The 12432-nt window shown below is 64.7% G+C and carries 13 protein-coding genes; 8 read left to right on the forward strand and 5 right to left on the reverse strand.

From position 1 onward, the window contains the following. The first annotated feature begins 68 nt into the window (after positions 1-68). The 6 genes from sufC to QQL87_RS00900 all read left to right on the forward strand — a co-directional run bounded on the left by sufC (position 69) and on the right by QQL87_RS00900 (position 4930). Positions 69-821, forward strand: a complete 753-nt coding sequence (gene sufC, locus QQL87_RS00875) for a Fe-S cluster assembly ATPase SufC (RefSeq protein WP_284416259.1) — start codon at positions 69-71, stop codon at positions 819-821. 23 nt (positions 822-844) lie between these two features. Continuing rightward, positions 845-2167 carry a Fe-S cluster assembly protein SufD gene (gene sufD, locus QQL87_RS00880; protein ID WP_284416258.1) on the forward strand — a complete coding sequence of 441 codons (1323 nt, stop codon included), beginning with the start codon at positions 845-847 and terminating at the stop codon, positions 2165-2167. Beyond that, positions 2164-3411 carry a cysteine desulfurase gene (locus tag QQL87_RS00885; RefSeq protein WP_284416257.1) on the forward strand — a complete coding sequence of 416 codons (1248 nt, stop codon included), beginning with the start codon at positions 2164-2166 and terminating at the stop codon, positions 3409-3411. The genes sufD and QQL87_RS00885 overlap by 4 nt, the downstream gene beginning before the upstream one ends. Beyond that, entirely contained in the window at positions 3408-3779 is a 372-nt protein-coding gene (locus QQL87_RS00890) for an SUF system Fe-S cluster assembly protein (RefSeq protein WP_284416256.1), read from the forward strand. The genes QQL87_RS00885 and QQL87_RS00890 overlap by 4 nt, the downstream gene beginning before the upstream one ends. A gap of 61 nt (positions 3780-3840) precedes the next feature. Next, the gene (locus QQL87_RS00895) at positions 3841-4242 is read left to right on the forward strand and encodes a HesB/IscA family protein (RefSeq protein ID WP_284416255.1); all 402 of its coding nucleotides are present in this window, start codon (positions 3841-3843) and stop codon (positions 4240-4242) included. A gap of 118 nt (positions 4243-4360) precedes the next feature. Continuing rightward, on the forward strand, positions 4361-4930 hold the full coding sequence (locus QQL87_RS00900) for a TfoX/Sxy family protein (protein ID WP_284416254.1): 570 nt from the start codon (positions 4361-4363) through the stop codon (positions 4928-4930). 34 nt (positions 4931-4964) lie between these two features. Here QQL87_RS00900 and QQL87_RS00905 read toward each other — a convergent pair whose 3' ends face one another. Together QQL87_RS00905 and QQL87_RS00910 are read right to left on the reverse strand one after the other, a co-directional pair. Beyond that, positions 4965-6032 (reverse strand): GGDEF domain-containing protein, encoded by a 1068-nt coding sequence (locus QQL87_RS00905; RefSeq protein WP_284416253.1) that lies wholly within the window; start codon positions 6030-6032, stop codon positions 4965-4967. Between the two features lie 368 nt (positions 6033-6400). Continuing rightward, the gene (locus QQL87_RS00910; protein WP_284416252.1) at positions 6401-7882 is read right to left on the reverse strand and encodes a DEAD/DEAH box helicase; all 1482 of its coding nucleotides are present in this window, start codon (positions 7880-7882) and stop codon (positions 6401-6403) included. A 320-nt stretch (positions 7883-8202) separates the two neighbouring features. Here QQL87_RS00910 and QQL87_RS00915 point away from each other — a divergent pair, with 320 nt between their 5' ends. Together QQL87_RS00915 and QQL87_RS00920 are read left to right on the forward strand one after the other, a co-directional pair. Further along, positions 8203-8790 carry a TMEM175 family protein gene (locus QQL87_RS00915; protein ID WP_284416251.1) on the forward strand — a complete coding sequence of 196 codons (588 nt, stop codon included), beginning with the start codon at positions 8203-8205 and terminating at the stop codon, positions 8788-8790. Positions 8791-8877: 87 nt separating this feature from the next. Continuing rightward, on the forward strand, positions 8878-10371 hold the full coding sequence (locus tag QQL87_RS00920) for a caspase family protein (protein WP_284416250.1): 1494 nt from the start codon (positions 8878-8880) through the stop codon (positions 10369-10371). Positions 10372-10380: 9 nt separating this feature from the next. On the opposite strand, the gene QQL87_RS00925 is transcribed toward QQL87_RS00920, so the two are convergent. From QQL87_RS00925 to QQL87_RS00935, 3 genes are all read right to left on the reverse strand, one after another. Next, complete coding sequence (locus QQL87_RS00925; protein ID WP_284416249.1) at positions 10381-11148, reverse strand: SDR family NAD(P)-dependent oxidoreductase; 768 nt, start codon at positions 11146-11148, stop codon at positions 10381-10383. Positions 11149-11176: 28 nt separating this feature from the next. Continuing rightward, positions 11177-11362, reverse strand: coding sequence for a hypothetical protein (locus tag QQL87_RS00930; protein WP_042340795.1), 186 nt, complete (start codon positions 11360-11362; stop codon positions 11177-11179). A 189-nt stretch (positions 11363-11551) separates the two neighbouring features. Next, positions 11552-12328: an outer membrane protein gene (locus tag QQL87_RS00935; RefSeq protein ID WP_284416248.1), complete on the reverse strand. Its 777-nt coding sequence runs from the start codon at positions 12326-12328 to the stop codon at positions 11552-11554. Between the last annotated feature and the right edge of the window lie 104 nt (positions 12329-12432).

A 12432-nucleotide genomic window follows, 5' to 3' on the forward strand; every position in this document is an offset into this window, starting at 1 on the left:
CCAACATCATCCGCCCTCGGACCCGATCGATCGGCTGCTCCAGGGCAAGCGTTGAGCGGAAACAGACTATGGCACTACTCGAAATCAAGAACCTGCAGGTCCGCGTCGAGGAGCGCGAGATTCTCCACGGGCTGACGCTGACGATCGACGCCGGCAAGGTGCATGCGATCATGGGGCCGAACGGCTCCGGCAAGTCGACGCTGTCGCATGTCATTGCCGGCAAGCCGGGCTATGAGGTGACCGGCGGCGAGATCCTGTTCAAGGGCGAGGACCTGCTGGCGATGGCGCCGGACGAGCGCGCCGCCAAGGGCGTGTTCCTGGCGTTCCAATATCCGGTCGAGATCCCCGGCGTCGCCACCATGACCTTCCTGCGCACGGCGCTGAATGCGCAGCGCAAGGCGCGCGGCGAGGAGGAATATTCGACGCCGGATTTCCTCAAGAAGGTGCGCGAGATCTCCAAGCAGCTCAGCATCCCCCAGGACATGCTCAAGCGCGGCGTCAATGTCGGCTTTTCCGGCGGCGAGAAGAAGCGCAACGAGGTGCTGCAGATGGCGCTGTTCCAGCCGTCGCTGTGCATCCTCGACGAAATGGATTCCGGCCTCGACATCGACGCGTTGCGGATCGCCGCCGACGGTGTCAACGCGCTGCGCTCGCCCGAGCGCTCGATGGTTGTGATCACCCATTATCAGCGGTTGCTGAACTACATCGTGCCCGACGTCGTTCACGTGATGTCGAAGGGCCGCGTCGTGAAGAGCGGCGGCAAGGAGCTCGCGCATGAGCTGGAGGCGTCCGGTTACGCCCAGTTCGAAGACGCGGCCTGAGCGCCCGCGTGAATGGATCTGTGATGAATGTAGCTTTGGTCAAGAATGACAGCGTCCCGGCAGCGAGCAGCGTGTTTTCTGCCGCTCAGGGGCGTCTGCCCGGCGCCGGCAAGGTGGCGGACATCCGGCGCGAGGCCTTCGCGGCCTTCGAGCGCACCGGCCTGCCGCACCGGCGCATCGAGGAATGGAAGTACACCGATCTGCGCGCGCTCGTGCGCGAGGTGCTGCCGCTCGCCGGCAGCCCCGAAGCGGCGGCGCTGGCACGGGCCAAGACCGCGATCGCGTCGGTCGCGATCGCAGGCGCAGCCAAGCTCGTGCTGGTCGATGGTGTCGTCGCCGCTGATCTGTCGGATCTCTCGGCGCTGCCGTCCGGTGTCACGGCGCGAGCCTTGCGCGACGTGCTGAGCGATCAGACCAATGATGCGCGTGGCGATTTGCTGCTGACCAAGGCGGCCGATCCGATGCTGTCGCTCAACGCGGCACTCGCGACGGATGGCGTCGTCGTCACGGTGGCCGACGGCGTGCAGCTGTCGTCGCCGCTGCAGCTCATTCACGTCGCCACCGCATCCAAGGCGGCCCGCTACAGCCGTTCTCACGTCCGGATCGGGCAGGGTGCCCGTGCGACGCTGGTTGAGAGCTGCATCGCCGCCGACGGCGCTGGGGCCTATCAGGCCAATGATGTCGCCGTCATCTGGATCGGGGACGGGGCCGCTCTGTCGCATGTCCGGCTGATGAGTGACACTGCAGATGCCGTGAACATCGCCTCCGAGCTGTTCACGGTCGGCGCGAAGTCGAAGCTCAGCCTGTTCAACATGACCAGCGGCGGCGCGGTCAGCCGGCTGCAGGCGTTCTTCACGCTCGCTGGCGAAGGCAGCGACCTCATCGTCAACGGCGTCAACCTGCTGCGCGACAAGCAGCATGGCGACATGACGCTGGTGGTCGACCACGCCGTGCCCGGCTGTACCAGCCGCGAGAATTTTCGCGCTGTGCTCGACGACCGTGCCCACTCGGTGTTCCAGGGCCGCATCATCGTGCGTCCTGACGCGCAGCAGACCGACGGCAAGATGATGACCCGCGCGCTGCTGCTGTCCGACGAGGCCGAGGCCGATGCGAAGCCGGAGCTCGAGATCTTCGCCGACGACGTCTCCTGCGGCCATGGCGCCACCGCCGGCGCGCTCGACGACAGCCTGCTGTTCTATCTGCAGGCGCGCGGCCTGCCGGAGAAGCAGGCGCAGGCGCTGCTGATCCAGGCCTTCGTCGGCGAGGCCATCGAGGCGATCGAGGACGATGCTCTGCGCGAGCGCGTGATCGCCGCCGCACAGGACTGGATGGAGGCGCGCGCATGAGCACGCATCCCGCCGTCTCCAACGGCTCCTACGACGTCGCCCGCATCCGCGAGGATTTTCCGGCGCTGGCGCTGCAGGTCTACGGCAAGAAGCTCGTCTATCTCGACAACGCGGCGTCGGCGCAGAAGCCGCGCGCGGTGCTCGACCGCATGACGCTGGCCTATACCAGCGAATACGCCAACGTGCATCGCGGCCTGCATTATCTCGCCAACGCTGCCACGGAAGCCTATGAGGGCGGCCGCGAACGGGTGACGCGCTTCCTCAATGCGCGGCGCAGCGAGGAGATCATCTTCACCCGCAACGCGACCGAGGCGATCAACCTCGTCGCGTCGTCGTGGGGCGGACCGAACATCGGCGAGGGCGACGAGATCGTGCTCTCGATCATGGAGCACCATTCCAACATCGTGCCGTGGCACTTCCTCAGGGAGCGCCAGGGCGCGGTGATCAAGTGGGCCCCGGTCGACGACGACGGCAACTTCCTGATCGACGAGTTCGAGAAGCTGCTGACCGAGAAGACCAGGCTGGTCGCGATCACGCAGATGTCGAACATGCTCGGCACGCTGGTTCCCGTCAAAGAGGTCGTGCGCATCGCGCACGCGCGCGGCATCCCGGTGCTGGTCGACGGCAGCCAGGCTGCCGTGCATCTCGCCATCGACGTCCAGGACATCGACTGCGACTTCTACGTCTTCACCGGCCACAAGCTGTACGGGCCGACCGGGATCGGCGTGCTCTACGGCAAGTATGATCGTCTCGCCGCGATGCGCCCCTTCAACGGCGGCGGCGAGATGATCCGCGAGGTCGCGCGCGACTGGGTGACCTATGGCGACCCGCCGCACCGGTTCGAGGCGGGAACGCCGATGATCGTCGAGGCGGTCGGGCTGGGCGCGGCCATCGACTACGTCAATTCGGTCGGCAAGGAGCGGATCGCGGCCCACGAGTTCGATCTGGTCACCTACGCCCAGGACCGGCTGCGCGAGATCAATTCGCTGCGGATCATTGGCACCGCCAAGGGCAAGGGCCCGGTCATCTCGTTCGAGATGAAGGGCGCACATGCCCATGACATCGCCACCGTGATCGATCGCCAGGGCGTCGCGGTTCGGGCGGGCACGCATTGCGTGATGCCGCTTTTGGAGAGATTCAACGTCACGGCGACCTGCCGTGCCTCGTTTGGCATGTACAATACGAGGGAAGAGGTCGATCAGCTGGCCCAGGCATTGATCAAGGCGCAGGATTTGTTTGCATGACCGACACCGCCGACGTCAAAACTCAATCCGTGGAAACCCATTCGGCGCTGCCGCCGGAGGAGACCGAACGGCTCTCCACCGAGATCATCGCAGCGCTGAAGACGGTGTTCGATCCGGAGATCCCGGCTGACATTTACGAGCTCGGCCTGATCTACAAGGTCGACATCAAGGACGACCGAAGCGTCGACGTGTTGATGACCCTGACGACGCCGAACTGTCCGGCGGCCGGCGAGTTGCCGACCATGGTGGAGAACGCGATCGCCAGTGTCCCGGGTGTCGGCGTGGTCAATGTGAGCATCGTCTGGGAGCCGCAATGGACCCCGGACCGGATGAGCGACGAGGCCCGCCTCGTCCTCAACATGTGGTGAGATCAGCGGGCACGAAGCTTGAATAGTGAGGGCGGATCACACACCCCGCCGGGATGACGCCATGACCAGCACGACGAATTCGACTGCTCCCATTGCCAAGCCGAAGCCGCGGCCTCGCCCGCAGGTGATGCGGCTGACCGATGCCGCGGCGACGCGGATCCGCCAGCTGACGGAGCGCGCGGAGTCCGAGATCATTGGATTGCGTGTCGGTGTCAAGAACGGCGGTTGCGCCGGGCAGTCCTACACGGTCGAATATGCCCATGACATCAGGCCGACCGACGAGGTCGTCGAGGACAAGGGCGTCAAGATCCTGGTCGACCCCAAGGCCGTCCTGTTCCTGCTCGGCACCGAGATGGACTACCAGGCCGACAAGATGCAGGCGCAGTTCGTCTTCAACAATCCGAACCAGATCAGCGCCTGCGGCTGCGGCGAGTCGGTGCAGCTGAAGCCGGCCGAGGTCTGATCGTCCGCTTTCCGTCAGGGCGGCTCCGGCACATTGTTGTGTTCCGGACATTGACACGCGTCTGTCTCCAGGCCGACAAATCCGTCTCACGACGCGGCTATGGGGTGGGATGGGCGCGATGGATCGCGAATTCCTGATCGATCTGTTTTCTGGCTTCGGTCCGGTCACGATCCGGCGGATGTTCTCCGGCTTCGGCATCTCCGCCGACGGCATCAACTTCGCGCTTGCGCTGCGCAGCGGGCTCTATCTGCGCGCCGATGAAACGACCTTCGACAGGTTCGAGGCTGCGGGGTCCAAGCCGTTTTCCTACGAGACGCGGGCGCGGACCATGACCGTGCGGTCGTATTGGCAGGTGCCGGCGCATCTGTTCGACGACACCGACGAGTTCGCTACGTGGGCCAGGGACGCATTCGCTGCCGCCCAGCGGGCGGCCCTGAGCAAGCGAAGCCGGAAGAGGCCAACGCCGGGTCACGCCGCGAGCGAGGAGACGCCGGCCCGCGGCAAGGCGCGGAGAGCAACCGCCAAAAAAGCAGCGAAGCAGACCACGCCGAGCAAGACGCGAAAGGCGGCCGCGGCGAAGGTCGCCAAGACCGACGGCAAAGCGCCCGCGACTGGCGGGGTGAAGCGTCGGACGACGACGGCTTCGGCGCGGCCGAAATCACGAGCGCCATCAGCGCGAACGCGTTGAGGCTGCCCTAAGGCGAGATTGACGGCGCCGCGCGTCAGGCGACCTGGACGCGCGTTGCCGCCGTGTATTCAGGATCGCTCTCGCATACCACTCTGTTGCGGCCGTTGCGCTTGGCGGCGTAGAGGCAGGCGTCGGCGCGTTCGATCAGCGCGTCGGTGTCGTCGCCGGCACGCAGCATGGACACGCCGACCGAGATGGTGACGCGCCCCAGGATCTCGCCAGTCGACTTCTTCTTCAGCTCCTTCGCGGTGACCGCGCGCCGGATCTGGTCGGCAACCGTGAGCGCCTGCCGCAGCGAGGTGTTCGGCAGCACCACGGCGAATTCCTCGCCGCCATAGCGCGCGGCGATGTCCTGGCCCTTGATCGCATGCTTCATCGTCATTCCGACCAGTCGCAGCACCTGGTCGCCGGTGAGATGGCCGTAGGAGTCGTTGAACGACTTGAAATGATCGATGTCGAACATCAGCAGCGACAGGGGCTGCTTGGTCGCAAGACCCGTCTGCACCGTCGTCTCGATCATGCGGTCGAAATATTTGCGATTTCCGAGCCCGGTGAGCGGATCTGTCAGGCTCTCGGCGCGGATCACTTCCAGGCTGTGCTGCAATCCGCTGATTTCGTCCTTCGACAGCGACAGGCGTTCCTCGAGCAGCCGGTTGGTCTCCCGCATCTGCCTTGTCGACTGCGCCAGCGCTTCGATGATGTCGACCATCTGCTCGCGGCTCGTCGCCGCCGCGAGCTTCTGATCCGCCCCGGCGAGGCTTGCATCATAGCTTGCGGTTCTGCCGAGCGCGTCGGCGATCGTGCTCATCAGGTCGTCGATCTCGCCGACCACGCGCGCGCCGACCTTGTCGATCCGATCCGACGTCTTGAGATGGGCGAGATAGGATTCGTAGAGCTCATCGAGCTCGGACTGCGACAGCTTGCCGTTGCGCGACAGCGTTTCGTTGATGATTTCGTTCAGCGGCGCGTTGTAGCCCGTCGCGTAGACGTACCAGATCTCGTAGTTGCGCGGATTGGCAGAGTGACGCAGCGTCCTGATCTGGCTGAGCGCCACCTCGGCGAGGGCCATCGTGCGTTCGTGTTCGTCAAGCGCATTGACCACAACAGGTTCTCCCCAATCGCCCGCGTCGCCGTCACAGCAATGAAATAAAACAATGCCGGCCAAGCTATCGGACGTTTGTGAACCAGGGGTAAATACGGCCGTAGAGTCACGGGCGAACGTCAAGTCGCGCTGACAGGACGGTCGTCATCTCATATGTTCAATGAGCTGCATAGACAGGCCAGTCTCGTGCAGGCGGACAGGATGTGATCGTGCGTCACGCCATTTCGCGTTGTCGATCGCCATCGCAGTGTAGGCGCAACGCTGAGCTCAAGACATGTGAGACGAACAGCTCGCTGCTGAAGAGAGCGAAGCTCCGAGCAACGACGCGTGTTGCGTGGCTCGGAGCCTTGAGGCCGTGCTTGCGCCGATCAAGGCAGCGGTGCGCGCACCGGTCGGAGCAGGAAGGCCGGAAGATGCGAATGATCAGCCGGCTCGTTATCATGGTCACGCCGAGGCCGCCGCTGTTCGCTGCGCGGCTGCTGCTCGTGGCGCGGCTGGTCGGTGCGGGCGGTCGGCGCCGGCCGCGCGGCCGCAGGCTGCGCCGCGCGCGGGGAAGCCGCAGCGGGACGCGGCTCCCGCTCACGCGGTTCTCGCTCTCGCGGCTCGCGCTCACGGGCCTCTCGTGGCTCGCGCTCGCGCGGCGTCTTGCCGCGGCTGCTGCGGCGTGAGCCGTCGCGTGGACGGCGCTCGCGCGCTTCGTCATCGCGCGAGGCCTCTTGCACCTCGTAGTCACCCTCGATTGTCGGGATGCTCTGGCCGATCAGCTTCTCGATCGCGGCGACCGACTTCTGATCGGGGGGAGAGACGATGGAAATCGCGGTGCCGGTTCGCCCGGCGCGACCCGTGCGGCCGATGCGGTGGACGTAGTCATCGGAATGATGCGGCACGTCGAAATTGAAGACATGGCTGACCTCGGGAATGTCGAGGCCGCGCGCGGCAACGTCAGAGGCGACGAGCAGAGGCAGTTCGCCCTTGCGGAATTGGTCGAGCGCGGCGGTGCGGGCCGACTGGTCCATGTCGCCATGCAGGGCGCCGACGCTGAAGCCGTGCTTCTGCAGCGACTTGTGAACGATGGCGACATCGCGCTTGCGATTGCAGAAGATGATCGCGTTCTTCAGATCCTTGGCGTCGCGCAACAGCCGGCGCAGCACCTCGCGCTTCTGATGTGCCTCGCGCCCGGACGGCACCTGCAACTGGGTGATGTTGACGGCGGTGGTTGCCGGCTTGGACACTTCGACCTTCTGCGGATTGTGCAGGAAGGCCTCGGTGATCCGCCGGATTTCCGGCGGCATCGTCGCGGTGAAGAACAGCGTCTGGCGCGTGAAAGGGACCAGCTTGCAGATGCGCTCGATGTCGGGGATGAAGCCCATGTCGAGCATGCGGTCGGCTTCGTCGATGACCAGGAGCTCGACGCCCGTCAGCAGCAGACCGCCACGCTCGGTATGATCGAGCAGCCGGCCGGGCGTTGCGATCAGGACGTCGACACCGCGGGTCAGCTTGCTGTCCTGATCACCGAACGACACGCCGCCGATCAGGAGGGCGACGTTGAGCTTCTGTCCAACGCCGTAGCGATCGAAGTTCTCTTTCACCTGGGCCGCGAGCTCGCGGGTCGGCTCCAGGATCAGGGTGCGCGGCATTCGTGCGCGGGCGCGGCCCTTTTCGAGGATGGTGAGCATCGGCAGGACGAAAGCGGCGGTCTTGCCGGTACCGGTCTGGGCGATACCAAGCACGTCGCGGCGCGACAGCACATGAGGAATCGCCTGTTCCTGAATGGGAGTAGGGGTGGTGTAACCGGTGGCCGCAACTGCAGCCAACACCTTGTCAGACAAGCCGAGATTGGAAAAGGACATCGAGCCTCTGTGTCACGCGCCAACAGGCACGGGGCCTCTGTTCGACGCCGCCGTTAGGAATCGAGGGGTAAAAGGCTGTGGCCGCGTTCAACCCCGAAACGGCATGCTTTAAGGAAGCTGGGGGCTTTCTGACTGACGCTGACCCGCAGCCAGTGCTTGGTAGAATCGAGTAGCGTTTCCAAGCCGCGATAATCAGAAAATAGGGTCAAATCCCCCAAAGTCAATGGAGCTGGCGGCCGAAGCCCCGAAAAAGCTTAATGTTTTTGCCGAAAATCCGGGCACTTCAACCGGTCTTTGGCGCAATTCCGAAAGATGTTGGCATGTTTTCCAAGGCTCGGCTCGACACCCTGAGTGACGGAATCTTCGCTGTCGCCATGACGCTGCTCGCCCTCGACGTCCGGTTGCCCGACGATTTCCACCCGCGGGACGGCAGCGAGCTGCTCGATGGCCTGGTCAACCTATGGCCGAAATTCTTTCCCTACGTGCTCAGCTTTGGCGTGCTCGGGCTGCGCTGGCTCGCCAACATCCAGGTGCGGAGCCGGACGGATGACGTCTCGCGAGACTATGCGCGATGGTGGTTGCTGTATCTGCTGCTCGTCACCTGCGTACCGTTCACCACGACGGTCGTGGGGCGCTTCGCCCATTTCGCGCCGGCAATCTGGCTCTATGCCGGGCATACGCTGCTGATCGCACTGACAGGCTGGCGGATGGTCTCGATGACGCCGAATCTGGAGCCGGGCGATCATCTGCGCGACCGGCAGGTGTCGACGATCGTGCTGATCGCAGCGTCCCTGCTGGCGATCCTGCTCAGCTTCGTCAGCCCGGCACAATCGCTATGGGCTTTCACACTGACGCCGCTTGGGCCCGTCATACGCCGGTGGGAAAAGCGGCAGGCGAGGGCCGATTGAACCCATCGCCTTTGGATTTCGACTATGCCAGGACGAGCCGCTTGGCCCGCTGAAGCGCTGCGGGCCGACGGAAGACAGGAGCGACGCATGCGCGGACCGATATTGACGCTGCTGGCGTGGCTCACAATGGCGTTGGCCATGTCGACGCCGGCCCAGGCCGAGAAGCGCGTCGCGCTGGTCGTCGGCAACAATGATTATCGCTACGTCCCGAAGCTGCAGAAGGCCGTCAACGACGCGCGCACCATGGGCGACACGCTGAAGCAGCTCGGCTTCAACGTCATGGTCGCCGAGAATCTCACGCGCCAGCAGTTCAGCCAGACGCTGCTGGCGTTCGACAACGCCGTCGAACCGGGCGACACCGCGTTCTTCTTCTATGCCGGCCATGGCTTCGAGATCGCCGGCCAGAACTTCCTGTTGCCGACCGACGTGCCCGCGGCGACAGAGGGGCAGGAGGAGCTGGTGCGCGACGCCTCGATTCTCGCCGACCGCATCATCGAGCGGCTGCAGAACAAGAAGGCGCGCACGTCGATTCTCGTCTTCGATGCCTGCCGCAACAATCCGTTCGAGCGCTCCGGCACGCGCGCGGTCGCCGGCGGAGGCGGACTGGCGCCGCTGACGCAGTTGCCCGAGGGCGTGTTCTCGGTGTTCTCGGCCGGTCCGCGGCAGACCGCGCTCGACCGACTGTCGAACGATGACGCCAATCCGAACTCGGTGTTCACCCGCACCTTCGCCAGGGAGTTGACACAGCCCGGCGTCAATCTGGTGCAGGTCGCGCAGCGCACCCGGCGCGCCGTCAGCGAGCTCGCCGAGACCGTGCGCCACAAGCAGATCCCGGTCTATTTCGATCAGATGGTCGACGACGTCTTCCTCAACGGGGTCGCCAAGGGCCCGGCCGCGGCCGACAAGCCGGCCGAGCCGCAGCAGAAGCTGGCCGCGCTGCCGCCCGTGTCGGCCCCGCGCATCCCTCCGGCCAACGAGTCGTTGAACGCGCCGATCGCGATGTTCTCGCGCCACAATGGCGGCTGGACGATCACGTTCTCGATCGCGGATCCGACGCTCGGGATTTCGTGGCGCATGGGGGACACGGGGGACTTCCGCGAGACCGGGTTCATGGACGTGCTCGATCCGCGGACCCGCAAGCGCATGCCCAATCCCTCGATCCAGCTGCCGGCGGATGCACCGGCCGGGACCATCAACGTGCGCTATGTCGATGCCTCGGGCGAGATGCAGGGGCCGTTTCCGATCCGCTTCGAGCCGGAAGCTGCGCTGGTGCGTGACCAGCGCAAGATCCTCGACATGACCGCGACCAGCTGGCTGTCGTTCCGCGAGTTCAATGGCCTCCTGGTCTACTACACGCACCTGATGTCGTATCGCTGCGCGATCCGCGAGGTGCGCATCGGCATCGACAGCGCGGTCCCCGACAAGGTGCTGAACATGCCCGGTTGCGACATGAAGGACCCGATCTCGATCCCGTCGAACGCCACGCCCTATCTGAAGCTGCCGCCGTCGACGCAGTTCATCTCGGTCGAGCTGACCTATCGCGATGGCAGCGTCTCGGAGATCAAGAGCTTCCGGCGCTGAGGCGCCGGCTCACGCCATAATCGAATAGCCGCCGTCGACGGGAATCGCCGTGCCGGTGACGAAGTCCGACGCCGGCGAGCTCAGGAACGTGGCGATGCCGGCGAAGTCGTCGATGTCGCCCCAGCGGCCCGAGGGCGTGCGCGCCAGCACGCGGTCGTGCAGGCCGTCGATCTGCTTGCGGGCTGCGCGTGTCAGATCGGTGTCGATCCAGCCCGGCAGGATCGCATTGACCTGGATGTTGTCCGGTGCCCAGGCACAGGCGCAGGCGCGCGTGTACTGCACGATGCCGCCTTTGCTCGCCGCATAGGCCGGCGCGAAGCTGGCGCCGAAGATCGACAGCATCGAGCCGATATTGATGATCTTGCCGCCGCCATTCGCCTTCAAGGCGGGGTAGGCGGCCTTCGAGCACAGGAAGGCGCTGGTGAGATTGGTGTCGATCATCTCGCGCCATTCCTCGAGCTCGAGCTGATCTGGCGGCTTGCGGATGCTCATGCCGGCATTGTTGATCAGGATGTCGATTCGCCCGAGCTCGCTAGCGACACGTTCGACCATCGCTGCGACAGAGTCCTTGTTGCTGACATCGGCCGTGACCGCGATGGCGCGGACGCCGCGGCCGGCAAGGTCGGCCACCGCGGCTCCCGACTTGGCCTCGTTGCGGCCGACCACGGCGATGGCAGCGCCTGCATCGGCGAGACCGCGGGCCATGCCCAGGCCGATTCCGCCATTGCCTCCCGTCACGATCGCAACCTTGCCACTCAGGTCGAAACGGCCCGCCATCCATCGTCTCCAAACGTTTGCAAAGAGCTCAGCAGGTGCCCTGCCAGATCATCACCAGGCCCAGCGCGCCCATTCCGACGCCATAGCCGGCCCATTGCAGCTGGTTGATCATGAAGCTCGTCCGCGGCCACGCCACCACGCCGGTGCCCTGGCCGACCCAGAGCAGGCCGATGGCAAGCAGAAGCAGGCCACCGATCATCAGGAATCTCCGCATGGCCATCTTCTCCCTCATCGACCGGCGTCACCGCATCGGAGACGCTGCAGCCGTCTTTTTTGTGAAGTTTTGTAAAGAGGAAGCTAGCGGCGCACGGGGCGGTTGACCAGCAGATCAAGCACCAAAACAAAAAGCCCCGGATCAACCGGGGCTTTTCACAACAAATTCGAGATGCCGAGTGGGGACTGATCAGTACTTGGCAACCACCGGGCCGGTCCAGTTGAAGCGGTAGACCAGCGAGGTGCTGATAGTCTGCACCCACGGCTTGAAGCTGATGGCGTCGGTCGTCGCGAGGTTGCCAGCGTTGGTGCGGACGGCAACGTCCTTCCGATCGTAGAAGGCCGTACGATATTCGGTCTTCATGAACCAGCCCGGCGCCGAGATGCCGAAGATGTTCAGGTTGTTCTCGACACCGCCGCCGACGAAGAAGCCATTGCGGTTGAACGAGTCGGTGTGGAAGGCCGAGGCCGCGCCAGTCAGGGTGGTCAGGGCAGTACCCGACCAATGCGACCCGGTGTAACCGGCATTGACGTACGACAGGACGTTCGGAGCAACCAGATAACCGACGCGAACACCTGCAGCCCAAGCATCCTGCATCTTGATGCGGCCGGTCAGCGCAGCGAACTCATCGTTGATGTTGCCGCGCAGGCTGCCGAACTGGCCATCGCCGAACACGCCAACAACCCACGAGGGATTGACCTGCCAGTCGTAGCCGGCACCGACGGTGCCGAACCAGCCGTCGCCGCCGACGCGCTGATTGATCGTCGCAGGAACGCCCAGGACGTTTGTGTGCGAGTCAGCATCCCAGATGCCGCCACCTGCACCACCGAAAATATAAAAGCCGGTCCAGCTCGGCGCGACCGGCGCCATCGGAGCCTTCGCATAAGGACGTGCAGCAAGATCAGCAGCCGACGCTGCACCCGTCATCGCCAGCACCGCGGTCGCTGCAAGCAAAAGCTTTTTCATATTCAATTCCCCAAGATCGTCGTGTCGCAAATGCCGGGTTGCGGCGGCGATTCCCTCGCCAGATGTGCCAGAACTATAGCCGATTGGTGCCCAAAAGCTGTTGC

Origin of the sequence: Bradyrhizobium sp. SSBR45G (genome assembly GCF_030159255.1) — a bacterium.
Lineage (GTDB): Bacteria > Pseudomonadota > Alphaproteobacteria > Rhizobiales > Xanthobacteraceae > Bradyrhizobium.

Excerpts from the sequence above, each read along its gene's own strand:
- QQL87_RS00900 (WP_284416254.1), top strand. The coding sequence starts at position 4,361 with ATGGATCGCGAATTCCTGATCGATCTGTTTTCTGGCTTCGGTCCGGTC.
- QQL87_RS00920 (WP_284416250.1), top strand. The coding sequence starts at position 8,878 with ATGCGCGGACCGATATTGACGCTGCTGGCGTGGCTCACAATGGCGTTG.
- QQL87_RS00930 (WP_042340795.1), bottom strand. The coding sequence starts at position 11,362 with ATGCGGAGATTCCTGATGATCGGTGGCCTGCTTCTGCTTGCCATCGGC.
- sufD (WP_284416258.1), top strand. The coding sequence starts at position 845 with ATGAATGTAGCTTTGGTCAAGAATGACAGCGTCCCGGCAGCGAGCAGC.
- QQL87_RS00895 (WP_284416255.1), top strand. The coding sequence starts at position 3,841 with ATGACCAGCACGACGAATTCGACTGCTCCCATTGCCAAGCCGAAGCCG.
- QQL87_RS00890 (WP_284416256.1), top strand. The coding sequence starts at position 3,408 with ATGACCGACACCGCCGACGTCAAAACTCAATCCGTGGAAACCCATTCG.
- QQL87_RS00925 (WP_284416249.1), bottom strand. The coding sequence starts at position 11,148 with ATGGCGGGCCGTTTCGACCTGAGTGGCAAGGTTGCGATCGTGACGGGA.
- QQL87_RS00935 (WP_284416248.1), bottom strand. The coding sequence starts at position 12,328 with ATGAAAAAGCTTTTGCTTGCAGCGACCGCGGTGCTGGCGATGACGGGT.
- sufC (WP_284416259.1), top strand. The coding sequence starts at position 69 with ATGGCACTACTCGAAATCAAGAACCTGCAGGTCCGCGTCGAGGAGCGC.
- QQL87_RS00915 (WP_284416251.1), top strand. The coding sequence starts at position 8,203 with ATGTTTTCCAAGGCTCGGCTCGACACCCTGAGTGACGGAATCTTCGCT.
- QQL87_RS00885 (WP_284416257.1), top strand. The coding sequence starts at position 2,164 with ATGAGCACGCATCCCGCCGTCTCCAACGGCTCCTACGACGTCGCCCGC.
- QQL87_RS00910 (WP_284416252.1), bottom strand. The coding sequence starts at position 7,882 with ATGTCCTTTTCCAATCTCGGCTTGTCTGACAAGGTGTTGGCTGCAGTT.